21 protein-coding genes are annotated in these 25307 nt (G+C 62.5%); 12 read left to right on the top strand and 9 right to left on the bottom strand.

The annotated features are described in order from the left end of the window. Nucleotides 1-28: 28 nt before the first annotated feature. The 5 genes from AC1DOG_RS12270 to AC1DOG_RS12250 all read right to left on the bottom strand — a co-directional run bounded on the left by AC1DOG_RS12270 (nt 29) and on the right by AC1DOG_RS12250 (nt 6307). Nucleotides 29-889 (bottom strand): RNA polymerase factor sigma-32, encoded by an 861-nt coding sequence (locus AC1DOG_RS12270; protein ID WP_018901866.1) that lies wholly within the window; start codon nt 887-889, stop codon nt 29-31. Between the two features lie 380 nt (nt 890-1269). Then, complete coding sequence (locus AC1DOG_RS12265) at nt 1270-1845, bottom strand: CarD family transcriptional regulator (protein WP_112425590.1); 576 nt, start codon at nt 1843-1845, stop codon at nt 1270-1272. Between the two features lie 395 nt (nt 1846-2240). After that, complete coding sequence (gene fdxA, locus AC1DOG_RS12260) at nt 2241-2579, bottom strand: ferredoxin FdxA (protein WP_026283614.1); 339 nt, start codon at nt 2577-2579, stop codon at nt 2241-2243. Nucleotides 2580-2773: 194 nt separating this feature from the next. Continuing rightward, a complete protein-coding gene (locus tag AC1DOG_RS12255; RefSeq protein WP_477928313.1) occupies nt 2774-3178 on the bottom strand; it encodes an RNA-binding S4 domain-containing protein in 405 nt (134 codons plus the stop codon). 3 nt (nt 3179-3181) lie between these two features. Further along, nucleotides 3182-6307 (bottom strand): helicase-related protein, encoded by a 3126-nt coding sequence (locus AC1DOG_RS12250; protein ID WP_477928311.1) that lies wholly within the window; start codon nt 6305-6307, stop codon nt 3182-3184. Nucleotides 6308-6987: 680 nt separating this feature from the next. On the opposite strand from AC1DOG_RS12250, the gene AC1DOG_RS12245 reads away from it, so the two are divergent. Both AC1DOG_RS12245 and AC1DOG_RS12240 read left to right on the top strand, forming a co-directional pair. Beyond that, complete coding sequence (locus tag AC1DOG_RS12245; RefSeq protein ID WP_081619995.1) at nt 6988-7143, top strand: DUF3309 family protein; 156 nt, start codon at nt 6988-6990, stop codon at nt 7141-7143. 30 nt (nt 7144-7173) lie between these two features. After that, on the top strand, nt 7174-7434 hold the full coding sequence (locus AC1DOG_RS12240) for a YMGG-like glycine zipper-containing protein (RefSeq protein WP_018901871.1): 261 nt from the start codon (nt 7174-7176) through the stop codon (nt 7432-7434). Nucleotides 7435-7585: 151 nt separating this feature from the next. Here the strand turns inward: AC1DOG_RS12240 and efp are convergent, their stop codons facing one another. Then, nucleotides 7586-8155: an elongation factor P gene (gene efp / locus AC1DOG_RS12235; protein ID WP_477928309.1), complete on the bottom strand. Its 570-nt coding sequence runs from the start codon at nt 8153-8155 to the stop codon at nt 7586-7588. A gap of 151 nt (nt 8156-8306) precedes the next feature. On the opposite strand from efp, the gene epmA reads away from it, so the two are divergent. From epmA to AC1DOG_RS12195, 8 genes are all read left to right on the top strand, one after another. Next, nucleotides 8307-9371, top strand: a complete 1065-nt coding sequence (gene epmA, locus AC1DOG_RS12230; protein ID WP_477928307.1) for an EF-P lysine aminoacylase EpmA — start codon at nt 8307-8309, stop codon at nt 9369-9371. After that, nucleotides 9368-10423 (top strand): lysine-2,3-aminomutase-like protein, encoded by a 1056-nt coding sequence (locus tag AC1DOG_RS12225; protein ID WP_477928305.1) that lies wholly within the window; start codon nt 9368-9370, stop codon nt 10421-10423. Before epmA ends, AC1DOG_RS12225 begins: the two co-directional genes overlap by 4 nt. A 258-nt stretch (nt 10424-10681) precedes the next feature. Then, nucleotides 10682-10933, top strand: coding sequence for an acyl carrier protein (locus tag AC1DOG_RS12220; protein WP_018901875.1), 252 nt, complete (start codon nt 10682-10684; stop codon nt 10931-10933). Continuing rightward, the gene (locus tag AC1DOG_RS12215) at nt 10933-12114 is read left to right on the top strand and encodes an acyl-CoA dehydrogenase family protein (RefSeq protein WP_112982821.1); all 1182 of its coding nucleotides are present in this window, start codon (nt 10933-10935) and stop codon (nt 12112-12114) included. Before AC1DOG_RS12220 ends, AC1DOG_RS12215 begins: the two co-directional genes overlap by 1 nt. Before the next feature lie 5 nt (nt 12115-12119). Then, on the top strand, nt 12120-13028 hold the full coding sequence (locus AC1DOG_RS12210; RefSeq protein ID WP_477928302.1) for an amino acid--[acyl-carrier-protein] ligase: 909 nt from the start codon (nt 12120-12122) through the stop codon (nt 13026-13028). Nucleotides 13029-13036: 8 nt separating this feature from the next. Continuing rightward, nucleotides 13037-13999 (top strand): DUF1839 family protein, encoded by a 963-nt coding sequence (locus AC1DOG_RS12205; protein ID WP_477928300.1) that lies wholly within the window; start codon nt 13037-13039, stop codon nt 13997-13999. Nucleotides 14000-14015: 16 nt separating this feature from the next. Continuing rightward, a complete protein-coding gene (locus tag AC1DOG_RS12200) occupies nt 14016-16490 on the top strand; it encodes a glycoside hydrolase family 2 protein (protein ID WP_477928298.1) in 2475 nt (824 codons plus the stop codon). 90 nt (nt 16491-16580) lie between these two features. Then, nucleotides 16581-19892 carry an alpha/beta fold hydrolase gene (locus AC1DOG_RS12195; RefSeq protein WP_477928296.1) on the top strand — a complete coding sequence of 1104 codons (3312 nt, stop codon included), beginning with the start codon at nt 16581-16583 and terminating at the stop codon, nt 19890-19892. A gap of 77 nt (nt 19893-19969) precedes the next feature. Here the strand turns inward: AC1DOG_RS12195 and AC1DOG_RS12190 are convergent, their stop codons facing one another. The 3 genes from AC1DOG_RS12190 to AC1DOG_RS12180 form a co-directional block, all read right to left on the bottom strand. Further along, a complete protein-coding gene (locus AC1DOG_RS12190) occupies nt 19970-21136 on the bottom strand; it encodes a glycosyltransferase family 4 protein (RefSeq protein ID WP_477928294.1) in 1167 nt (388 codons plus the stop codon). 139 nt (nt 21137-21275) lie between these two features. After that, nucleotides 21276-21512: an Lrp/AsnC ligand binding domain-containing protein gene (locus AC1DOG_RS12185; protein ID WP_112425684.1), complete on the bottom strand. Its 237-nt coding sequence runs from the start codon at nt 21510-21512 to the stop codon at nt 21276-21278. A gap of 72 nt (nt 21513-21584) precedes the next feature. Then, the gene (locus AC1DOG_RS12180) at nt 21585-22475 is read right to left on the bottom strand and encodes a LysR family transcriptional regulator (protein WP_047508915.1); all 891 of its coding nucleotides are present in this window, start codon (nt 22473-22475) and stop codon (nt 21585-21587) included. 112 nt (nt 22476-22587) lie between these two features. Here AC1DOG_RS12180 and hglS point away from each other — a divergent pair, with 112 nt between their 5' ends. After that, on the top strand, nt 22588-23997 hold the full coding sequence (hglS, locus tag AC1DOG_RS12175; protein WP_477928291.1) for a 2-oxoadipate dioxygenase/decarboxylase HglS: 1410 nt from the start codon (nt 22588-22590) through the stop codon (nt 23995-23997). 24 nt (nt 23998-24021) lie between these two features. Beyond that, a complete protein-coding gene (locus tag AC1DOG_RS12170; RefSeq protein ID WP_477928289.1) occupies nt 24022-25305 on the top strand; it encodes an NAD(P)/FAD-dependent oxidoreductase in 1284 nt (427 codons plus the stop codon). Nucleotides 25306-25307 lie beyond the last annotated feature (2 nt).

Below are 25307 nucleotides of genomic sequence, written 5' to 3'. Positions count from 1 at the left end.
CTGGGGAGTAATCTCGGAGTAATCGGGGTTAGTGCGCGGCCATGTACGGATCGGCGCTGACGAGCGCGGTCCGCAGCTTTTCCATGGCGCGGCTTTCGATCTGACGGACGCGCTCCTTGGAGATGCCGAGGTCGGCGCCAAGTTCTTCCAGCGTCGCGCCATCTTCGGCAAGGCGGCGGGCGCTGATGATCTTCATCTCGCGTTCGTTGAGATGCGTGAGCGCGGAAGCAAGCCACACCCGGCGGCGTTCGCCGTCGATCATGTTGGTGACCTGTTCATCGGGCAGAGGCTCGTTGCTGACGAGGAAATCCATCTTCTCGGCGCTGTCGGCGTCGCCAGACACTGATGGTGCCTGCAGCGAGGCGTCGTTGCCGGAAAGGCGCGCATCCATGGTCTGAACGTCGGAGAGGCTGACGCCGAGCGCTGCCGCGATCTCCTGGTGGATCGACTGGAGCGTCAGCTGCGTGTCGCCCTTGGCGAGCTTGGCGCGCAGGCGGCGCAGATTGAAGAACAGCGCCTTCTGCGCCGAGCTGGTGCCGCCGCGCACGATCGACCAGTTGCGGAGAATGTAATCCTGGATCGAGGCACGGATCCACCAGCTTGCATAGGTGGAGAAGCGGACATCGCGCTCCGGCTCGAAGCGGGCGGCGGCTTCCAGAAGGCCGACATAGCCTTCCTGGACAAGGTCGCTCATGGGAAGTCCGAAGTTGCGGAATTTCGCGGCCATGGAAATGACGAGGCGCATATGCGCCATTGCGATCTGGTTGCGTGCCCCGCGGTCGTCGTTGTGCTTCCAACGGACGGCGAGGTCGTGTTCTTCCTCGCGGGCAAGATAGGGAGCCGCCATGGCGATCTTGATCATGCGCCGGTCTGCAGACATGTTCTTCATATCGGTCTCCTGAGTTCAGACTTTTAGCCCTGAAAAAGGGCAAACAAGGCTTGCTTCCGGACATTGCGGACCGGATCAAATTCATGGCTGGAAGATATGAAGGCCTCTAACTCTGGACGTCTCAGAGAGAGGCCCTAGTTACTGCTATGTGCTGGTTATGCCGCGAGCCCAGACCGTTTTCTTCACGTTGCCAAACCGGCAATTTGTGGAAGGCATGATCCGCTCCTCGTCGCATCCTGACATGAAAACCGGACCTCCAGCGAAATTGCTTTCTCCCGGAAGTCCGTGGTGACAGTCTGTAAACGCGCGATTGTGGAAAAGGTTCCAATAAAAAAACCCGGCACGATGGCCGGGTTTTTTGGTGAGAAGAAAGCCTGAAATCAGGCTGCTTCTTCCTCTTCTGCTTCATCTTCTTCCACAGCCTTGCCGCGCTTCGGACCCTTGTTCAGGTTCGTTTCGACGAGGCGAACAGCTTCGGTTTCCGAGAGCTTGTTGACGGCGGCGATTTCGCGCGCCATGCGGTCAAGCGCTGCTTCGTAAAGCTGGCGTTCGGAATAGGACTGTTCCGGCTGGTTTTCGGCACGATAAAGGTCGCGAACGACTTCAGCGATCGAGATCAGGTCGCCGGAGTTGATCTTGGCATCGTATTCCTGCGCGCGACGGGACCACATGGTGCGCTTGACGCGCGCCTTGCCCTGCACGACCTTCAAAGCACGCTCGACGAAATCCGTCTCGGAAAGCTTGCGCATGCCAATGCTCATGGCCTTTGCGACCGGCACTTTCAGGCGCATCTTGTCCTTCTCGAAATCGATTACGAAAAGTTCGAGCTTCATCCCGGCAACTTCTTGCTCTTCGATAGCGGTGATGGTACCGACGCCATGAGCGGGGTACACGATCGATTCACCGGTCTTGAAACCATGGCGGGCTGCTGAAGGCTTTTTCTGCTGGATCGTCATTCTTGTCAAAAACTCCCTGTTACGCTTCCGGCCGAAGCCGGAGCCGGGTCAGTCAGGCCCGGATGAGACGGTCGGATCCGTCGGGTGACTTTACTTCTGGTCCCACCGGGAAGAAGCAAGCATATTCAGACACGCAATCTTGGGGCGTGACAGCTCAAGATGATGATATGTCACGGAAATCGCGCTTGGATTTGTTTGCTTTCGTGGTGGTTTGGGGCATCCTTGATGCCGCAAAAGGAACAGTGTGTGAAAGTTACCACAAAAATATGAGGAAATCAATAATTTACTGCGTATGAGTCATGCGGGCAACACATGTCGCCCCCATAAGTCATGCATATCCGCCGTGAGATTGGGCAGATTCCGGCCCTGTCTCAGACTATAGTATCAACGGGCGATCAATCGCCGGCGCCGGGTTTTTCCGAGAAGTATTTCTCGAACTTTCCGGTCTCGCCATCCACGTCCTTGGCGCCATCCATCGCGTCCTTCTTGACGGTGATGTTGGGCCAGATGCTGGCGAACTCGGCATTGATCTTCAGCCACTTGTCGAGGCCTGGTTCGGTGTCCGGCTTGATCGCCTCGGCGGGACATTCCGGCTCGCAGACGCCGCAGTCGATGCATTCGTCAGGATTGATCGCGAGGAAATTCTCGCCTTCATAGAAGCAATCAACGGGGCAGACTTCAACGCAATCGGTATATTTGCAGCGAATGCAGTTGTCGGTCACGACATAGGTCATGAAGAACTCCAGGATTTTCACGCAGACGGGGCCGGGCAACCTGGAACGTCGCGCCTTTCCCCTGGCCGGAGACGGACATGACCAGTCTTGGGAACCGCCACGCCATCCGGCAAGTTGCTTGTGAAGTATCGGCTTTAGTGCCGGATTTCAAGGATAAAGAAAGCGCGAAAGCGCCGAGTTTGGAGACGGATTTTCTAATCGTCGTCGGACATCAGGCGGTCGATTGCGCGGCGCTCTTTCTTGGTCGGGCGTCCAGCGCCCGTATCGCGGGTCGCCTGCTCGTAAGGTGTCAGCTGTTTGCGGTCTTGCGCGGAAGGTGAGATATCGTCGTAGAGGAGGCGGGCCTCCTCGAAAGGGCCGCGCCGCGCACCACCCGCTTTGACGATCAGAACGAACTCGCGGCGGTCGAGCGAGAGCTCGATCCTGTCGCCGGTCTTGATCTGGTGGCTTGGCTGGGAAACGCGCTCGCCGTTGATGCGCACATGCCCGGATTGAACATGGGCCTGCGCCAGCGAGCGCGATTTGATCATGCGCGTGAAGAACAGCCACTTGTCGATGCGCTGGCGCGAACCGCTTGATGGCTGTGTCTTCTCGCTCATCGATTACTTCTTCATCTGCTCCTTCAAGGCAGCGAGCTTTGCGAAGGGCGAATCCGGATCGACCGGCTTTTCCTTGCGCGGGGGCTTTGCCTCGAAGCGCAGCGGCTGGGAGCCGCCACGGTTGTTGTTGCGGTCGTCGCGACCCTTGCCGCCACGGTCCTGACGGTCGCCGCGCTGGTCGTTGCGGCCCTGGTGCGGCTTGCCGCCGTCCTTGCCGCGGTTCTGGCGGTTGCCGTCACGGTTCTCGCCTTCGCCGCCCTGGCGACGATGGCCGTGGCCACGATCCTGGCGCTCACCCTGGCGTTCACCGCGCTCCTGACGCTCACCCTGGCGTTCGCCGCCACGGCGCTCGCCATGGCCGCGTGCCTGGCGCTGGTTGCCGTCGGTGCGGCCGCCAAGACGCCACAGCAGAACCGGCTTCGGCTCTTCGGTTTCGGCAGCCGGCGCTTCCGCTGCGGGCGCAGCTTCGGCAGAGGCTTCGGTCGCGGTTGCTTCAGCGGCTGGTGCTTCAGCGGCGGGCACTTCGGCAGCAGGGGCTTCGGCGGCCGGTGCTTCCGCAGCCGTCTCGTCAGCAGAGGCGCTGTCGGCGTCGTCGTGCTCGGCCGTTTCAGCGGCGGCGTCAGCGGTTGCTTCCGTCGTAGCTGCTGCGGCCGGCGTCGCGGCGGCATCCTGTGCTGCCAGATAGGTGGCTGCTTCCTCGGCCTTCACGGCGTCGGCGCGGTAGCCGAGGCCCTTCAGAATCTCTTCCATGTCCTCGAGCGTAGCGCCGAGAATGGAGAGCATCGCCGTGGTCGTGGTGAAGCGGCGGCCGTCATAGGCGCCCTCTGGGCGGTTCGGCTGACCCGGCTTCCACTGCAGCAGCGGACGGATGATGTCGGCCAGACGCTCGAGGATATCGACGCGAACGGCGCGCTTTCCAAGGAAGCGGAAGCCCGCCAGCTTGTAGAAATTGCGCTCATAGCTCGGATCGGTGACGACAGAGGTGCGGCCGGCGGCCAGAACCGGTATCAGGTCGCCGTAGCCCGGCTTGTCGAGACCGTCATTCTTCAGCGCCCAGAGCAGCGTGATGAGCTCGGCCGGAGCCGGCTTCAGCAGCGCTGGAACGAAGATGTGGTAGGCGCCGAAGCGAACGCCATAGCGACGCATCGAGGCGCGCGCGTCCTGATCCAGCGACTTGACCTCTTCGGTCACGTCGCGACGGAAGAGCACGCCGAGATTTTCCACCAGCTGGAATGCGAGACCCTTGGCGAGGCCCTGCAGGTCTTCAGCGCGCGACAGATCGTCGAGCGGCTTCAGCACGGTCGAGATATGGTGATTGACGAAGCGTTCCAGGCGGGCGGCGACGTGGTCGCGCGCATTGCCGGTCAGCTGCTCGTCGGCAAGCAGGATCAGGCGCGGACGCATGATGTGCTCGGTGCCGGCCAGACGTGCCACGGGATCGCCGAGCCAACGGATCGAGCCGTCGGAACCGATCGCCAGATCGCCGTTGCCAGACGCGTGAATACGCGCTGCGCGGGCTTCGAATTCCAAAGCAAGCGCCTTTTGCGAAGCAGCCTGGACAGCCTTCGCGTCCGGACCATCCGCTCCCGATACAGGCGTGAACCGGAAACCCGACAACTGCCCTACATGATGTCCTTCTACGAAGACATCGCCATTTACACTGATTTCAGCTTCCAGCATCGCATTCTCTCTCAGGCGCTTCATGAGCACAGATGTCCTGCGATCAACAAAGCGTTTCGTCAACCTTTCATGTAACGCATCGGACAATCGATCTTCGATTTCCCGCGTCTTTTCCTGCCAGTGTGTCGGATCGGCAAGCCAGCTGGGCCGATTCGATACATAGGTCCACGTCCTTATCTGCGCGATTCGCGCCGAAAGCGTGTCAATTTCACCGTCAGTTCGATCCGCGCGGTGCACTTGTTCGGCAAGGAAATTCTCATTTACCGTGCCATAGCGCACGAGATCGGAAAAGAGGGTCGCGATCAGATCAGCGTGCTGGGCCGGCGTAATGCGCCGATAATCCGGCAGCGCGCAGGCCTCCCACAGCTTTTCGACCCTTGCCGGCGTATCGGCCAGATCACGAATCTCGGGATAGCGCGACAGCTGCTCGAGCGCCTGCTGGTCGACAGCCGGCAGCGCGCGCGTCAGACCGGGCACGCGCGGCCCGGTTTCAAGGCTGGCGCGCAGCGTCTGGATCGACTTGAAATCGAGGTCCGTGGTGCGCCACTGCAGCACCTTGACGTTGTCGAAGTGGTGGCCCTCGATGCGGCCGACCAGCTCCTCGTCGAACGGGTCGACATGGCCCGTGACACCAAAGGTGCCGTCGCGCAGATGGCGTCCGGCGCGGCCGGCGATCTGGGCGAGTTCGGCGGGATTGAGGTTGCGGAACTGGTAGCCGTCGAACTTGCGGTCCTGAGCGAAGGCGACATGGTCGACATCGAGGTTGAGCCCCATGCCGATCGCGTCCGTCGCCACCAGATATTCGACGTCGCCTGCCTGATAGAGCGCCACCTGGGCGTTGCGGGTGCGGGGGCTAAGCGCGCCGAGAACGACGGCTGCGCCACCGCGCTGGCGTCGGATGAGCTCGGCGATCGCGTATACCTCATCGGCCGAAAAGGCGACGATGGCGGAGCGCTGCGGCAGGCGCGTAATCTTCTTCTGGCCGGCGTAGAGCAGGTGCGACAGGCGCGGACGCTCGACGACGGTGATGCCGGGAAGCAGATGCTGGAGGATCGGCCGCATGGTGCCGGCGCCGAGCAATAGCGTCTCGTCGCGGCCGCGCAGATGCAGGATCCGGTCGGTGAAGATGTGGCCGCGCTCGAGATCGCCGGCAAGCTGCACTTCGTCGATGGCGACGAAGGCGGCCTTGGTTTCGCGTGGCATGGCTTCGACTGTGCAGACCGAGTAGCGCGCATTCGGCGGCGAGATTTTCTCCTCGCCGGTCACCAAAGCGACGTTGTGGACACCAACCTTTTCGCAGACACGCGTATAGACCTCGCGCGCGAGCAGGCGCAGCGGCAGGCCGATGATGCCGGTGCCGTGGGCAACCATCCGCTCGATGGCATAATGGGTCTTGCCTGTATTGGTTGGACCGAGCACCGCGGTCACGCCGCGCCCACTCAGTATCATCGGCTGCGATGTCAGTGTCTTTGTCCTGCAGACGGGGCGGGGGTGCCCCGGGGGTAAAACCAAGCTCCTGATCCGAAGCAGACAAACAAATGGACAGCCGCTGGCGCAAACGCAAGGGCTGATTTCAATTTCACCGGCGGATTTTAGCTCTCGCGAATAGCTTGTGGAATGCTCGCATAACGATTCGGAACAGCAGTAGAACGAATCGGAGACGAATCGCTGACTCCTGATGATTCAGGGTTTGTTCACTGCTAAGTATCGATTTTGAATCAATTTTTCCCACCAGATGCTGAATCGGAAGATTCTCGTTTGGCGTGTGTCGCGATTTTTGTTTGGCGGATAAGGAAGGGACGTGCAGCGGTGACTTCGGTTCCGCCCGAAATGTAAAAAATCCGTTTCGAAGCAGGCTCGATCAAATCCGGAACAAAGGGCAGACGAATCAGCGACTTTGCCGACTTCCCGGTTTGTTCACGACAACCTATTGTATTTTATGGAAATTTTAACCATAGGCGCAAGTGCGCTTCTTGCGCCGCGCCTGCTATGCGTCAGCGCGAGCATGCCAGGTGACTTCGGCTTACCTGCTGAAAAATATTGTCCTGTTGGAAAAAATCGGCGGAACCAAAAGCCGGCTTACGTGTTTCTCGCTCATTCAAACTCGAAATGCGCTGAGGTCACGGGATATGCTTGGAACCATACTACTCATTATCCTTATTCTGCTTTTGCTCGGAGCTCTGCCGAATTGGGGCTATAGTCGCAGCTGGGGCTATGGACCTTCTGGCGGTTTGGGCCTAGTTCTCGTCATTATTATCATTCTTGTACTCATGGGCCGTATCTAAGCGCCCGAAAAACCTGGGAGAAATGTCATCATGATGAAGAAGATTGTACTCATCGGCGCCCTGGTCGGCGCGCTCGCATCCTGCACGGCCACGGAACAAGGCACCGCGATCGGCGCCGGCACCGGCGCTGTCATCGGCGGCGCGGTCAGCCACAGCTGGGGTGGCGCCGCCGTTGGCGCAGTTGCCGGTGGTCTCGCCGGCGCGCTCATCGGCCAGTCGGTCGAACGCCGCGGCTACTGCGTCTACCGCGACCGCTACGGCCGCCGCTACGAAGCGCGTTGCCCGCGCTAAAGGCTTTGGCCTGAGCGATCAGGTCTACGGATAAGAAAAGGCGTCGGTTTCCCGGCGCCTTTTTTGTTGTCTTGCAGTCGGGGAAAACCGCCAAAGAAAAAGGCCGCATCGCGGGGCGATACGGCCTTTGAATCTTCAGTCCGGCGCCGGATTAGTTCTTGGCGCGCTCGACGTAGGAGTTGTCTTCGGTCGCGATGACGACGCGGGTGCCGGCGTCGATGTGCGGGGGAACCGAAGTGCGGACACCGTTGGAGAGGATAGCCGGCTTGTAGGACGACGATGCCGTCTGGCCCTTGACGACCGGCTCGGTCTCGGTGATCTCGAGCGTCACGTGACGTGGCAGCTGCAGGGCGAGCGCTACACCTTCGTGCATGGACAGGATGCAGACCATGCCTTCCTGAAGGTAGGCCTTCTGGTCGCCCATGGTTTCGTTATCGACGACGATCTGGTCGTAATTCTCCGGATTCATGAAGTGGAAGCCTTCGCCGTCCTCGTAGAGGAACTGGTGGTTGACGTCTTCAACGAAAGCGCGCTCGACCTGCTCGGTCGTGCGCCAGCGCTCGGAGACCTTCACGCCGTCGACGATGCGGCGCATGTCGACCTGGGTGACCGGCGTGCCCTTGCCCGGGTGGAAGTTGTTGGCCGTCAGAACGACGTAGAGCTTGCCGTCCACATCGAGGACGTTGCCCTTGCGGACGGAAGAGGCGATGACCTTGACCATAAGAGTTCCTTGTAACTCGGCTTTTGGCGTCGTAGAGGACTGTCGAAATGGCCCCGGAGACGCAATCAGGTGTTCTTTGGGGGCGCAACTAACCTAAAATCCGGCAAATAGCCAGCCCTTGCGTTGGTTGATCCGGTCAGGACAGCATTCGATGAAACCCTCGATCGCCAAAGCGTCGCCCTGGTGGACGCCCAGTGTGCATGCCGACCGCCGGCCGTTCCTGATCGGACGCAATCGGATTCAGGCGGCTCTGCGCGGCTATTTCGCTCGAGAGGACTTCATCGAGGTGGATACGGCCACGCTGCAGGTGTCGCCTGGAAACGAGGCGCATCTGCATGCGTTTGCCACCGAGGCGCTGACCACGGATGGGCAGGCGGCGCCTTTTTATCTGCATACTTCGCCCGAGTTCGCCTGCAAGAAGCTGCTTGCGGCCGGCGAGGAGCGCATCGCCTGCTTCGCGCATGTCTATCGCAACCGCGAGCGCGGGCCGCTGCATCATCCCGAGTTCACCATGCTTGAATGGTATCGCACCGGCGAGAGCTATGAGAGCCTGATGATGGACTGCGTGCGCATCATCGCACTTGCGGCCGAGACGATGCAGACGACAATGCTCAGCTACCGCGAGGCGAGCTGCGACCCCTTCGCCGGGCCGGAGCGCATGAGCGTCGCCGAGGCGTTCCGCCGTCATGCCGATATCGATCTTCTGGCCTCCGTCAGCGCCAATGGCTCGACGGACCGTGAGCATCTGGCGGCCGAGATGCGGCGCAACGGCATGCGCGTTGCAGAGGACGATCAGTGGGCCGATCTCTTCAGTCGGGTTTTGGTCGAGAAGGTCGAGCCGCATCTTGGCATGGGGCGTGTGACGATCCTCGATGAGTATCCGGTCTGCGAAGCAGCACTCGCGCGACCGTCGGCTGCCGACCCCCGTGTGGCCGAGCGCTTCGAGGTTTATGCCTGCGGTGTCGAACTGGCGAACGGTTTCGGCGAGCTGACCGATCCCATCGAGCAGCGCCGCCGCTTCGAGATCGAGATGGCGGAGAAAAAGCGCATCTACGGCGAGACCTATCCGATCGACGATGATCTGCTGGACGCGTTGGCGATCATGCCCGACGCCAGCGGCATAGCGCTCGGCTTCGACCGGCTGGTGATGCTGGCGACAGGCGCGCGTCGGATCGATCAGGTGCTGTGGGCGCCGGTGGCGGAGTACGGGCAGTGACGATCACCCGGCCGATCAAGACGGTGGAAGAGCTCGCCAATGCCGGGCTCATCGCCGATCGCGACCGCGAGGCGCTGGACGAGGTCGCGGTGCGCTATGCGATCGCGGTCACGCCTGACATGGCGCGGCTGATCGACCATGACGATCCCGAAGATCCGATCGCGCGCCAGTTCGTGCCCGATGCCGCCGAGCTGGTGATGACGCCGGAGGAGCGGGCCGATCCGATCGGCGATCACGCCCATAGCCCGGTTGAGGGCATCGTTCATCGCTATCCCGATCGCGTGCTTCTGAAGGCGGTGCATGTCTGTCCCGTCTATTGCCGCTTCTGTTTCCGGCGCGAGATGGTGGGGCCGCAGGGGTTGGGGACGCTCGATCCGGCCGCGATGACGGCCGCCTTCGATTATATCAGAGGCCATGACGGGATCTGGGAGGTCATCTTGACAGGCGGCGATCCGCTGGTGCTGTCGCCCCGGCGGCTCCGGGATATTCTCGAACAGCTCGCCGATATCGATCACGTCAAGATCGTGCGCTTTCATAGCCGCGTGCCTGTCGTCGATCCGGAGAGGATCGACGCGGCGTTGATCGAGGCGTTGAAGGCGAGCGGCAAGACCACCTATGTCGCGCTGCATGCCAACCATCCGCGCGAGCTGACAACCGAGGCGCGCGCCGCCTGCGCCCAGCTCATAGACGCCGGCATCGTCATGGTCAGCCAGTCGGTGCTGCTCAAGGGCGTCAACGACGATCCCGATGTTCTGGCGGAGCTGATGAAGGCCTTCGTCGAGACGCGGGTGAAACCCTATTATCTGCATCACCCTGATCTCGCGCCCGGCACCAGCCATTTCCGGCTTTCGGTGGAAGAGGGGCAGGCGATCGTCGCATCGCTCCGCGGTCGCATCTCTGGATTGTGCCAGCCGACCTATATTCTGGATATTCCAGGAGGATATGGCAAAGCCGATATCGGCCAAAACTCGATCCGCAGAAACGCGGAGGGTTGCTATTCGGTTTCCGACTACAACGGACAAGAGCATATCTACCCGCCGCGTGGCAGTTAACTGTTCCGTTCTTCGTTTCATTTCAGCACTTGCGGTCATCCGTGCTTGAGCAAAGCGTTGTTTAAGCTTTTCCCGCAAAGCAATGATCCGATTTGCTTTATCTCTACTGATCAGCCGAAGACGCTAAATTCTTAGCTTTTCGTCAGGGCCAGATTTAACCACATGCCTTAGCGGAATATTGGTTTTTCCTCCTTAAAAGCACCTCCATGACAGGGCGATGAGCGCCCGCTCGGGTTATGACAGCTTGGAGATGTGAGGATGAATACGACGATCCGCGAACTGCTTGCGAAATTCGGCAAGCTGCCTGTGGCCATCGACACCGTGGCTGACGATGCCGATCTGTACGCGGCGGGGCTCACCTCCTTCGCATCGGTTCAGCTCATGCTCGGCATCGAGGACGCCTTCGATATCGAGTTCCCGGACAATCTCCTCAATCGCAAGTCCTTCGCCAGCATCTCGGCCATCGCCCGGACCGTTGATCTGATCAAGGATAGCCGGAAGGTCGCCTGATGAACTTCCCGGTCAAAATCACGGAAGACAGTTTTGCAGCAAGGGCTGCCCGCGTTGCCGCTATTGCGGCGAAATTCGCGGACGCCGTCGATTTTGAAGGCCGGTTTCCTCAGGAAGCCGTGGATGCAATGAAGGCGGAGCGCCTGCTCAGCATCCAGATTCCACGCAGCCTCGGTGGCGAAAGCGCCACCACGACCGAGATCGCCGAGCTCTGCTCGATGCTTGGCCAGGCCTGCGCCGCCAGCGCCATGGTTTTCGCCATGCACCACATCAAGCTTTCCAGCCTCGTCGAGCATGGGGCGGATAGCGCGTGGCACGCCGATTTCATGCGCCGCATCGCTGCCGAACAGCTGTTGATCGGATCGGCGACGACCGAAGGCGGCATCGGCGGCAATCTGCGCAACAGCATTTGCGCCATCCATGTCGAGGGTGGTGTTTGCCGTCTCGAAAAGGATGCGACGGTCATCTCCTACGGCGCTCACGCCGATGCGATCCTGATTACCTCGCGCGCCCATGCCGATGCCGCGCCTTCCGATCAGGTTCTGACGGCGTTTCTCAAGGATCAGTACACGCTCGAAAAGACGCATGCCTGGAACACGCTCGGCATGCGCGGCACCTGCTCCGACGGCTTCCTGTTCAAGGGTGAAGCACCGGCGAGCCAGATCCTGCCGAAGCCTTTCGCCGAGATCGCCGCGCAGTCGATGCTGGCCTCCTCGCACCTGCTCTGGAGCGGCGTGTGGTACGGCATCGCTATCGATGCATTCTCCCGCGCCCAGGCTTTCGTGCGCGCCGCCGCCCGCAAGTCGCCGGGTGCGCCGCCCCCGGGTGCGCTGCGTCTCGCCGAAGTGTCGAACCTGTTGCAGATGGTGAAGTCCAACGTCGTCGCGGGCCTGAAGGCTTACGAAGATGCCAAGGCCGATCCCGACAAGCTGTCGTCCATGGCGTTTGCCGTGGCGATGAACAACGTCAAGATCGCATCTTCTGAGACGATCCTCGAGATCGTCAACCACGCCATGCTGATCTGCGGCATCATGGGCTACAAGAACGGCACGCCGTTTAGCCTCGGCCGCCATCTTCGCGACGCGCATTCCGCTCAATTGATGATTTCCAACGACCGCATCCTTGGCAACACGTCGAGCATGCTCCTTGTCCACAAGCAGGACACTAGCCTACTGGGGTGACTCACATGGATATGCAGACCTCCTTTCTGGACCGGCTCTTTGAATCCGGCCTTCTGATCGACATGGGCGTCGATGGCCTCTATGGCCGCAGCGGCCAGTTCGAGGACGTGATCGCCGCCTTCGAACGCCTGATCGATCGCTTCGGCGGCGAGGACGGCGCGGAAGCGATGCGCTTTCCGCCGGGCATGAACCGCGAGATCTTCGAAAAGAGCGGTTACATGAAGAGCTTCCCGCAGCTGGCCGGCACGGTGCACAGCTTCTGCGGCAACGAGCTCGACCACATGAACCTGTTGCAGTGCATGGAAGTGGGCGACGACTGGACCAAGGGCCAGGAAGCCACCGAAATCGTGCTGACGCCGGCCGCGTGCTATCCGCTCTACCCGACGGTTGCCCGCCGCGGCAACCTGCCGAAGGACGGTGCGCTGTTCGACCTGCAGTCCTATTGCTTCCGTCATGAGCCGTCGCGCGATCCGGCCCGCCAGCAGCTGTTCCGCATGCGCGAATATGTCTGCATGGGCACCGAGCTGCACGTCACCGATTTCCGCCAGAAGTGGATGGATCGCGGCCTGGAGATGATGAAGCTCGTCGGTCTCGACGTCACCATCGATGTCGCCAACGATCCATTCTTCGGCCGCGCCGGCAAGATGATGGTCAACAACCAGCGTGACCAGAACCTGAAGTTCGAGCTCCTGATCCCGATCACCTCGACGGCCAATCCGACGGCCTGCATGAGCTTCAACTTCCATCAGGATTCCTTCGGCCAGAAGTGGGGCCTCAACCTCGATGACGGCAGCGTCGCGTTTACGGCCTGCGTCGGCTTCGGGCTGGAGCGCATCGCGCTGGCGCTGTTCCATAACCATGGCCTCGACGTCAAGCTGTGGCCGGCCTCCGTGCGCCAGGCGCTCTGGGGCTAAGGGGAACGATGGCATCCGTCTTCCCGGGGATCAGCCCGGACAGCTATTGCCCGCATGCGCTGCATTCCATGGAGCGCATGTGGCCGGAGACCAATTGCTATATCGACCTCTGGATCGAGGTGCTCAGCACACTTGGGCTCGCGCCCGAGGCGATGCTGGGCTTCACGCTCGGCCAGGATTTCGAGGGTGACCAGTTTACCTTCTTCAAGGTGCCGCTCGAGGATTTGGAAGCGCTCTACGGTATCAGGGTCACCGAGCTTGCGATCTTCGACAAGGTCGAGCGGCATGTCGCCACGCAGATTGCGCGCGGACGTCTCTGCCTGATCGAGATGGACAGCTTCTACATGCCCGACACGCAGGGCACCGCCTACCGGCAGGAGCACGGCAAGACGACGGTTGCGATCAACCGGCTGGATGTCGCGAACAAGCGTGTCGACTATTTCCACAATGGCGGCTTCTTTTCGCTCGAGGGCGAGGATTTCGACGGGCTGTTCCAGCTTGATCTTCGCGACGAGGATCCGCAGTTCCTGCCCTATACCGAGTTCGCCAAGTTCCCCGACGTGCCTGTCGATCCGCAGGCGACGCGCGGCGTCTCGCGCGCGCTGCTGTCCTCGCATTTCGCGCGCCGCCCGGGTGAAAACCCGATCCGTGCCTTCGCATCGGTCTTTCCTGAGCAGGTCGAGGCGGTGGCCGAGCGTCCTTTCGGCTTCTTCCACAAATACGCCTTCAACACGTTGCGCCAGTTCGGCGCCAACTTCGAACTCTTGGCCGATCATCTGGTCTGGCACTCGGAGGCCGAGTTCGGCGAGGCCGCCGAGCATGCGCGCAGGCTGTCGGAGGCCGCGAAATCCGTGCAGTTCCAGCTGGCGCGCGCCGTCACGCGCAAGAAGTTCGAGCCGCTAGCGACCGCGCTTGATCCGGCGGCCGATGCGTGGGATTCGATGATGGCTTCGCTCACGAAACGTCTTTGAAGCCGGAGGCCTGATCATGCGTGGGAGACTGGCGAGCATCGCGGCGGAGGAGATCGCGCTTAGCGAGGGGTGGAACCTGGTTCTGACGGAACCCGGCGCCTGCGCCAATCCGCACGACCTGCCGCTTTCCGCCCAGTTCATCCCCGCCGAAGTGCCGGGCACGGTCGCTGCTGCGCTGGAAAGAGCGGGCTTGTTCGATCGCGAAAATCCAGTGCCGCTCGACAACAGGGACGCCTGGTATGTCTGCCGCCTGTTCGACGCCGCGCCGGGTGACGCCATCCTGCGCTTCGACGGGCTGGCGACGCTCTGCCATGTGTTTCTGAACGGCCAGGAAATCCTCTCGTCCGAGAGCATGTTCACCATGCACGAGGTGCCGGTGACGCTGTCAGGCGGCGACGAGCTGGCGCTCTGCTTCCGCGCGCTTGCGCCTCGCATCGCCGACAATGGCCCGCGCGCCCGCTGGCGGCCGCAGATGATCACGCCGCAGGGCTTGAAGAATGTACGCACCACGCTGCTTGGCCGCATGCCCGGCTGGTGCCCTGAGATCCACGCCGCCGGCCCTTGGCGGCCGGTCACGCTGGTGCGCCGCGATGTGGTGTCGCTGGATGATGTCAGTGTGCGGGCGGTGCTGGAGCCGGATGCTTCGGGCAAGCTCAGCGTGTCGCTCCGCACCGACGCAGAGGCACCCGAATTGTCGCTACGCTGCGGCGGCATCGAACAGGCGTTCGAAAAGGTCGGCGAGCGGCACTACTCGGCCATTCTGAGGCTGAAGGACGTGGAGCCCTGGTGGCCTCACACCCATGGGACGCCGCGTCTCTATGATTACGCGGTCGTCATCGATGGTATCGAGCATCCGCTGGGCAAGACCGGGTTCCGAAGCGTCGTGGCCGATCGCGGCACTGACGGCAGCGACTTCGCGCTTCTTATCAATGGCGAGCGGGTGTTCTGCCGCGGTGCGGTCTGGACCACCGCCGATATCGTGAAGCTCCCCGGCGCGCGGGCGGATTATGAGCCGTTCCTGCGGCTGGCGGCCGAGGCCGGCATGAACATGATCCGCATCGGCGGCACCATGGCCTACGAGACGCCGGAGTTCTTCCAGCTCTGCGACGAGCTCGGGCTGATGGTCTGGCAGGACTTCATGTTCGCCAATTTCGACTATCCGAAGAACGACAAGGCCTTTACCGCGCATCTGCATGCCGAGGTCGAGGAGTTCCTGCACGGCGTGCAGGGTTCGCCGTCGCTTACGGTGCTCTGCGGTGGCAGCGAGATTTATCAGCAGGCGGCGATGCTTGGCCTGCCGCCGGAATTCTGGTCCGGCCCGATCACCGACGAGATCATTCCGGCGATCGCGGCGCGGCTCTGCCCCGAAATCCCCTACGTTCCCAATTCGCCATCCGGCGGCGCCATGCCGTTTTCGCCGAATGCCGGCGTGACGCATTATTACGGCGTCGGCGCCTATATGCGGCCGCTCGATGATGCTAGGCGTGCGAATGTGCGCTTCGCGGCGGAGAGCCTCGCCTTCGCCAATGTGCCGCAGCAAAAGACGCTGCAGCGGCATCTCGACGTCCCGCCGGTGCACAGCCCGCTATGGAAATCGCGTGTGCCAAGGGATCGCGGCGCTTCCTGGGATTTCGAGGATGTGCGCGATTTCTATCTCGGCCATCTCTACGACGTCGATCCCGCGCGCCTGCGCCGCGAAAACCGCGATCTCTATCTCGACCTGTCGCGCGCCGTCACCGGTGAGGTGGCGGAGGAGACTTTTGCGGAATGGCGGCGCAAGGGCTCGGGCTGCAATGGCGCGCTGGTCTGGACGCTTCAGGATCTGCTGCCCGGCGCCGGGTGGGGCGTGATCGATTCAACCGGTGCGCCGAAGCCCATCTGGTACGCGCTGCGCCGCGCCTTCCGGCCGGTTCAGGTGCTGGTGACCGACGAGGGAACCAATGGCCTCGACGTGCATGTGATCAACGAGACCGAGCACAGCCTGCAACTCGATCTCGAGGTCATCTGCTTCAGAAACGGCCGGCAGAACGTGGCGAGCGGCGGACGCATCCTGACACTTGCGCCACGCAGCACGGAGACCTTCGCGGCGACCGATCTGTTCGGCGCCTTCTTCGACACGACATATGCTTTTCGCTTCGGGCCGCCTGCGCATGACGTCACGGTGGCGCGGCTCAGGCTTCCCGAGGGTGGCGCGGTGGTGGCGGATGCCTTCCATTTCCCGCAGGGGCGCTCGAAGGCCGTGCACGATGCCGAGATCCAGGTGTCGCTGGTCGAGGACGGCGGCGCGTGGTTCGCGGATCTGGCGACCGACAAACTGGCGCAGTCGGTGCATTTCAGCGTCGATGGTTTCCGGCCCGACGATGACTGGTTCCATCTGGCGCCCGGGGCCGCCAAGCGCGTTCTGCTGCGCCCGCTTTCCGGGCGAGGGGCGGATGATCGCCCGACCGGCGAGGTGCTGACACCGGGCGGCGTGCGCTCCTTTTCGTTCTAGAGGCTCTCGTCGCAAAAGATGAGGCGCAATCAATTTCGAAAGACTTTCTTACTAAAATAGGCCCTTCGAACGGCCTAAAGCGGATACGGTATGTCTAAGGGAATTATCGCGAATTCTGTGATGAACGGGGCGGCGGGAATGCTGCTCCTGGTAACGGGATTCCTGTCTTCCATCATCACCGCCCGGCTGCTCGGGCCGGAAGCGAACGGCATCGTCGCCTTCTCGCTCTGGCTCGTCGTCACCGGCGCGTCGATCGCCGAGCTTGGCTCCAGCATCACCATGTCGAAGACGCTGCCGCAGCTGCAGGCGGAAGGTTTTGACGCGCGCCGGCGGCTGGGCTTCGCCTCGCTGCTCGTCACCGTCATGCTGTGCTCGACGCTGTTTCTGCTCGGCCTCTACGCGCTGTTCTTCCTGACGTCGGAGCAGATGCATTGGGCGAAAACCGCCCCCTCGGTCGCCTATGTGACAGGCGCGCTGTTCTTCGTGCAGGCGATCGGATCCTTCGTCAAATTCTACCTCATCGGTGAGCGCCGGCTGACCGATTTCTTCAAGCTCGCCATGGGTGTGTGCCTGCTGCAGCTGATCGGTGTCGGCGCCGGCGCCGTGCTTTATGGGGTCGAGGGCGTGCTGGTTGGCTATCTGCTTGGGCAGATGGTGTTCTTCATCGCCACCATCCCGATCCTGATGACGCCGCGCGATCGCTGCGGGGTTCCGCTCAAATATCTGGCGGCCTCGTCCATCGTGCTCTCGGCGCAGTTCCTGATCGATTCCATCTTCCTCAACAGGCTGGAGCTCTTGTTCCTGCAGCAGTTCTGGTCGGTCGAGATGGTCGGCTTCTATGCCGTCGGCCTGTCCGTCGCCAACATCGCGCTGCAACTGCCGATCCAGATGACGGGCAGCCTGCTCCCCTATTATTCCGAGCGGCGCCACTCGAGCGACGACCGCACCCTGCCGGTCGAGGTGTTCGCAGCCGTTACCCGCAGCATGGCCTATATCATCCTGCCGATGAGCTTCGGGCTTGCCGCCATATCGAGCGAGTTGGTGCGCGCGGTGTTCGGCGAGGCATTCGCGCGCAGCGGAACCGTCGTGGCGCTGCTGGCGCTTGCGGCCCCGTCCTACACCTTCATGCAGACGCTCAGCCTCTACCTTCTCTCGATGGACCGCGCCCGCGATCGGTTGAAGGTCAGCCTCGTCGGCGCCGCCGTGATGACGCTCGGCTGCCTTGCGGTCGTTCCGTTCTTCGCCGCCGAGGGCGCCGCGATGGTGCGCATCGGCGTGTTCACGATCATGTGTATTATCATGGTGCGACAGACCGGTTTCGGCTCTCAGCTCTCTGGTCTTTACGTAAATCTGCTCAAGACGCTTGCCGCGTCGGTTCTGTGCGCAATTATAGCCCTCGGAATTTTACACTATATCAATGGTTCTATTGGACTTCTTCTCGCAGTCGTTCTTGGGGGCGCTGGCTATATTGTTGCGCTCAAGCTTTTAAAGGCAATTCCGCGAGAGGATGCCGATGTTATGTTGTCGATCGTTGAAAAATTGCCCGGCTCGGTAGGAAAGTCCGCCCGCAAGGCAGTCGCCTTTATCGCGCCAGCGAGCGCCAAGGGGGCGGAAGCGGAAGAGGCGATCGAGATCACCGTCGAGACCGGTCTTGCCGAGGGCGCCGGCAACGAGGCCGCGCTGCCCTTTGCCTTCGATGGCACGATCGGCCTTTTCAAGCCGGAGAACGCAGGCGTTGCAAAGCGCTCCACGGCCGTGCTCTTCGTCAATCCCTGGGGGCTTGAGGAAATGTGCAGCCGGCGGTTCTTCCGCGTCACGGCGGAGCATTTCGCGGGCCTCGGCGTGCCCAGCCTGCGCTTCGATTATCCCGGCGCCGGCGATGCGCTCGATGTCGACGACACTGTCGGCCTCAAGATCTGGGAAGACGCGATCCGCGACGCCGCCGAGCGGCTGAAGCATCTGAGCGGCTGCAGCCGCATCATCATCGTCGCGCAGGGGCTCGGTGCGGCACTGGCGCAGAGAACCGCGCCGTCGATCGAAGGCGTCGATGTCATTGCCCTGCTCGGTCCCGTCGTCAATGGCCGTGCCTATCTGCGCGAGCTTCGCGCATGGGCGACGTTCATCAATCATCACCTGGGATTGGGCGAGGATGCCATTCCCGAGGGCAAGCACATGATCGCCGGGCTGCAGATGCCCGATGGGATCGCCGCGGAACTGTCGAAGGTCCGCATCGCCGCGCCGGAAACGCTGGCAGCACAGCGCTACCTCATTCTGGAGCGCCCGGAGCGCGCCGACGACACGACGCTTGCCGACAATCTGACCGCGCTCGGCGCGACGGTCGAGCAGCAGGCGTTCAAGGGCTATGACAGGCTGATCTCCGACCCGGTCTTCTCGCGCACGCCAATGGAGGTCGTCGAGACGCTGGCGCAATGGGTGGACGAGCATACGTCGGTCGATCCGGCCGCCGTGCCTTCGGCCACCTCGGTCGACACCCAGTCGCTGGCAGGCGATGGCTTCGAGGAAGTGCCGGTTCGTTTCGGCGCGTTCAACCATCTGGTCGGCGTCGTCACGCGTCCGGTCGGACGGCCGCGCGGCAACAGCGTGGTGTTCCTGTCGACCGCCTATGACCGCCAGTCCGGCTGGGGTCGGGCGATCACCGACATGGCCCGGGGACTTGCCCGCGAGGGCGTCGCCTCGATCCGCTTCGATTCCGCCAATGTCGGGGACAGCCCGCCGCGTCCGGATGCACCGGATCAGATCCTCTATTCGGCTACCCAGAACGCCGATGCGCAGGCCGCACTCGATCTGCTAGAGGGCATGGTGCCGGGGCCGCTGATGGTGGCCGGGCGCTGCAGCGGCGGCTATGTCGCCATCCGCTCCGCCGTCGACGACGTCAGAGTGAAGGCTGCCGTTTCGATCAATCCCTTCGTTTATTACTGGGATCCGAACCAGCCGGTCGAGCGCAAGCATGTCGTTTCGGTGCCCCGCAGCTTCGAGGATTACGGCCAGCGGCTCTCCAGCTTCGCCACGGTCAAGCGTCTCATGAAGGGCGATATCGACGTGCTGGCGGCGACGCGCAATGTCATCATCGCCTTCTCACGCCGCATGTCGGTGCGCATCGCGCCGCTGCTCGAATATCTGCCGAGCCGCAGGCATACGGCAAGCGAGGTGAAGAAATCCTTCGTCACCGTCGGCAAGCGCAAGGTACCGCTGACGTTGATCTATAGCGAAGGCGATGTCGGGCTGGAGCACATGTACTTCCACTTCGGCCCCGGCGGCCGCAAGTTCGAGCGCCATCCGAACGTCCGCCTGGTGATGCTGCCGGATGCCGATCACAATCTGACACCACCGGAATCGCGCCGGACGGTGTTCGCCGAGATCGCGCGGCTGGCGAAGGCCTGAGCGGGCACAGGCGTACGCCTGTCCGCTTTGGGTCTGGTAGATTTTTCAAACTATGAGGGTGATTGCGCCGGTTTTTATTAGCCGGCGATGAGCTCTTTGTAGACGCCGATGTAGCGTTCCGCGACGACATCCCAGGAATAGGCCGAGGCATCGGACAGAAGGGCGGCTCGCACCGCCGGCCCCTGTGTTTGCAAGCGCTCGAACGCCGTTTCCAGCGCGAGGGCTGCGGCGGCCGTATCGGCGAAGTCTGCGAGTACAATGTCCTTGTGGCGCTCGCCGAGTGTCCTGTAGGCCTCGTTGGTGTTGAGCACCGGAAGGAGGCCGGCGCTCATCGCTTCCAGCGCCACAAGCCCAAAACCTTCATAGGATGAGGCGGAGGCGAAGATCGAGGCGTCGGCGATGATCCGGCCGACGGCGTCGTTGTCGGCGCCGACATGGATGGTGACGGCGTCGTTGAGCTTCAGCCGGTCGATCTGGGCGATCAGGTCCTGTCGGGTCAGATCGGATTCGACGCCGGCGATATCGAGATGCCAATCGGGATTGAAGACCCTCAGCGCTGCCACCGCGTCGATCAGCCTGTCGAGACGCTTGTTGACCGAGAACCGGCCGATCGTGACGATCCGGCGCTTAGGCGCGCGGGATGCGCGGTCGGCGAATTTGCCGATGTCGGCGCCGTTTTCGATGACGATGCTGCGGCTCGGCGCGATTTTCGAAAATTGCGCGAGATCGGACATGCTGCAGCCGATGACCCGCTTGTAGGCCATGGCCGAGACGCGGGTGATGGTCTGGAACCAGACCTTCTTGATGGCCGCGAATTTCGTCGTGTGGAAGAAGCCGCCATGGGTGGTGACCACCATCGGCTTGCGATGCAGCAGCCGGCCCCAGGCAAGCGCATCGAAGAAGAAGTCGATCGCGTGCACATGGATCAGGTCGGCATCGCCGAGATGGCGGAAGACTTCTGGCGCGAGCGGATAGCGCGTGCTGCCCGACCAGGGGATGCGGACGATGTCGATGCCGTCGATGGTCTCGCGCGCCGGCAGCTTCTTGTCGCGGGCGGTAAACAGACTGTCGAGCGTGACGACGCGGACGCGGTAGCCGCGCTTCAGCGTCTGGCGCGCGAGATTGGCGACCACGTCCTCTAGGCCGCCGCGATTGGGCAGGAATTGGCGGATGACGTGAACGATCAGCGGCGCGGTGGCGGCGACCGGTTCGACGTCATGGGAATAGAGTTCGGCGGCGGACATGTGTCATTCCTTCGGCCGCGATGAACGGATCACGGCTTTCATCGATGCCACATGGCAACGGGCTGCGTTAAGGCTGCGTTAAATGTCCGCGCCTTGGGGGATTTGCTTTTGGGAAGAGTTAACCGACCGTGACCCGGTCTCAGAATGCGCGGAAGGTCAGCGTCGTCAGCGAGCGGACGATGCCGGGAATACTGGCGATCTGATCGTTAACGAATTTCCCGATATCCTCGCCTTCCTGGATATAGACCTTGAGCAACAGGTCGTAATCGCCGCTGGTCGAATAGAGCTCCGAGACGCGTTCGGTCTTGTAGATGGCGTCGGCGACCTCGTAGGTCTTGCCGGGGGCGCATTGGAGCTGGACGAAGATCGGCTTCATGGGAATTTCCTGCATCGAATTCTGTTGCGGCGCATAATGCGCGAAACGACGGGTGCGGCGCAAGCGGTTCCGTCAACCGGCGGCTTCGCGGACGATCCAGTCGCGGAAGGCTGAAAGCGGGGCGTAGTCGGCGCGTTCGGCGGGGAAGGCCAGATAGTAGCGTTCCTTGCTCTCCATCTCGCGATTGACTGATGCCACGAGATCGCCGCGCTTCAGCTCGTCCTGGATGAGAAAGGTCGGCAGCAGYGCCACGCCGAGGCCGGCGATGGCCGCCTGTGCGGCTGTGGCGAACTGGTCGAAGAGCATGCCGTGAACGGTCTGTGGCGGCACCTCGTTGTCGGCGAACCATTGCTCCCAGGCATCCGGGCGGGTGGTGAGATGCAGCAACGGCACGTCGACGAGATCGGATGGCTGGCTGATGCCGTGCCGGTCGCGAAAATCGGGGCTGCAGGCGGGCACGGTCTTTTCCGACATCAGGAAGGTAAGCTCGGCGCCCGGCCAGAGCGGATGGCCGAAATGGATGGCGGCGTCGATCGAATCGAGACGGAAATCGAAGGAGGAGAGGCGGGTGACGAGATTGATCGTCACGCCCGGATTGGCGGCGAGGAAGCGGCCTAGGCGCGGCGCCAGCCAGCGGGTGCCGAAGGTCGGCAAGATCGCGAGGTTGAGCGTGCCGCCATGCGGATTGGCGCGCAGGTTCAAGGAGGCGCTGGAGATGCGACGCAGCGCCTCGCGGATCTCGCGGGCATAGCCGTCGCCGGCAAGCGTCAGGCGAACCGTCTGGCGCTCGCGGATGAAGAGCTCGACGCCGAGCTGCTCCTCCAGCGTCTTGATCTGGCGGCTGACGGCGCTTTGCGTCAGGTCGAGTTCCTTGGCGGCGGCCGTGACGCTGCCGGTGCGCGATACCGCCTCGAAGGCGGAAAGCAGCGCGGTGGAGGGTAGAAAACGCCTTGACGTCAGCATGGGTCATTCCATTTCAGAATGAGCTATTTCCGAAATGTCGATATTTATGGCTTTCGGGCGCTTGTAAATAGCTGCACTAATCATAATCGGAATGAACGTGGGGATCTCTATCATGGCAGGCTTCGTTTCCACAGACCGCATCCGTTCGCTGTTTACCGAAGCGATGTCGCAGATGTATCGCGCCGAGGTGCCGCAATACGGAACGCTGCTGGAACTGGTTTCCGACGTCAATGCCGAGGTTCTGGCCAAGGACGCATCACTTCGCGAGCGCCTGACGCGGGCCGGCGAGCTCGAGCGCATCGATGTCGAGCGCCATGGCGCCATCCGTCTCGGTACGCCCGAAGAGCTTTTCACCATCCGCCGCCTCTTTGCCGTCATGGGCATGCAGTCGGTCGGCTATTACGATCTCTCGGTGGCCGGCGTGCCTGTGCATTCCACCTGTTTCCGCCCGGTCGATCAGGCGGCGCTCAGCGTCAATCCGTTCCGCGTCTTCACCTCGCTGCTCAGGCTCGAGCTGATCGAGGACGAGGCTTTGCGCGCCGAGGCCGCCGATATCCTGTCGAAGCGCCGCATCTATACCGAGCGCGCCATCCAGCTGATCGAGCGCCATGAGGAAGCCGGCGGGTTAACGGAAGTCGAAGCGCAGGAATTCGTCGCCGAGGCGCTGGAAACCTTCCGCTGGCATGGCGAGGCGACGGTCACGGCCGAGACCTACAAGCGCCTGCACGACGCGCACCGGCTGATCGCCGACGTCGTCTCCTTCAAGGGGCCGCATATCAACCACCTGACCCCGCGCACGCTCGATATCGATGCCGTGCAGGCCCGCATGCCGGAGCGCGGCATCACGCCGAAGGCGGTCATCGAAGGGCCGCCGCGCCGCGATTGCGACATCCTGCTGCGCCAGACCAGCTTCAAGGCACTGGAAGAGGCGATCGCCTTTGCCGGCGAGACGGGCGGCACCAAGGGCACGCATACGGCGCGCTTCGGAGAGATCGAGCAGCGCGGCGTGGCGCTGACGGCCAAGGGTCGCGCGCTTTACGACCGGCTGCTGGCTTCGGTTCGTGGCGAGGTGCAGGTCGGTGCCGCCGGCGCCAAGGCCGGCGATTACGACAGCGAGCTTGCCGAGCGGTTCCGCGAATTGCCGGATAGCTGGGCGGCGCTTCGGGCCGAGCAGCTGGCCTTCTTCCACTATTCCGCGACGCCCAAGGGCGTTGCCGCCGCCGTCTATGGCGCGCTGCCTGATGTTGCCGAGGCGCTGATCGAGATGGGTTATCTCACCTTCGATCCCATTGTCTACGAGGACTTCCTGCCTGTGAGCGCGGCCGGTATCTTCCAGTCGAACCTCGGCACAGACCAGCAGCAGAACTACGCGACCCGGTCCAACCGCTCGGCCTTCGAGGAGGCGCTCGGCGCCACCGTCACGGATGAGCTTGACCTTTACGCGGAACGTCAGGCACGCTCGCTGGAGGCGGCGATCGATCTGCTCGGGCTTTCCGGCCTGCGCCTGAGCAACGTTGCCTGATAGACCTCGGAACGGAGCTCTCCGATGCTGAATGATCCACGCTCCCACGGCCTCTGGGAAAAGACCGCGCCGCAGCCGCCGGCAACGATGCCGCTGTCAGGCTCCGTTACGGCCGATATCGTCGTGGTCGGCGGCGGCTATACCGGGCTGTCGTCCAGCCTGCATCTGGCGGAAGCCGGCAAGTCGGTCGTGCTGCTGGAGGCCAACGAAGTCGGCTTCGGCGGCGCGGGGCGCAATGTCGGGCTGATCAATGCCGGCATGTGGGTGATGCCCGACGATCTTCCCGGTGTGCTCGGCCCCGTCTATGGCGAGCGCCTGCTCGACCTGCTCGGCAATGCGCCGAAGCTGGTGATGGAGCTGATCGACAAGCACAAGATCGCCTGCGAGCTTGAGCGCAACGGCACGCTGCATGTGGCCGTCGGCGCCGATGGCCTCAAGGAAATCACCGATCGCGCCAGCCAGTGGGCGGCGCGCGGTGCCGATGTCAGATTGCTCGACGCCGCCGAGACGGCGCGCCGCGTGGGAAGCCACGCCTACACCGGATCGCTGCTCGACATGCGCGCCGGCACGCTGCAGCCGCTCGCCTATGCGCGCGGCCTCGCGCACGCCGCCGTCAAGGCCGGTGTCACGCTGCATACGTCGAGCCCCGTCATCGCCACCGAGAAAAACGGCAAGCGCTGGACGGTGAAGACCGCGAAGGGCTCCGTCACCGCCGACTGGATCATCGTCGCAACGGACGCCTACAGCACCGGCCCCTGGGAGCAGGTGCGCAACGAGCAGGTGCATCTGCCTTATTTCAACCTGGCGACCCGGCCGCTCGGCGACAATTTGCGCAAGTCAATCCTTGCTGGCCGCGAGGGCGTCTGGGACACGAAGGAAATTCTGTCCTCCTACCGCATGGACCAGGCCGGCCGGCTGGTGTTCGGCAGCGTCGGCGCGCTGCGCAATACCGGGCTTTCCGTCCACAAGGGCTGGGCGCGGCGCGCGCTGAAGAAGCTCTTTCCGCAACTTGGCGATGTCGAGTTTGAATGCGAGTGGTATGGCAAGATCGGCATGACCGACAATGCGCTGCCACGCTTTCACAAGTTTGCCGACAATGTCGTCGGCTTTTCCGGCTATAATGGCCGGGGGATCGCGCCGGGAACGGTGTTCGGTCGCACGCTTGCCCGCCACATTCTGGGCGAGATGAGCGAGGCCGAGTTGCCGCTGCCGTTGACTGATCCCGCCGAGCCGCGCTTCCGCGCCGCCAAGGAATTATGGTACGAAGCCGGCGCCCAGGTCGCCCACTTCGCCGATGCCCGCTTCTAAAA

It is taken from the genome of Rhizobium sp. 01N48, from assembly GCF_056399145.1.
This window is presented reverse-complemented; position numbering and strand designations above follow the sequence as displayed.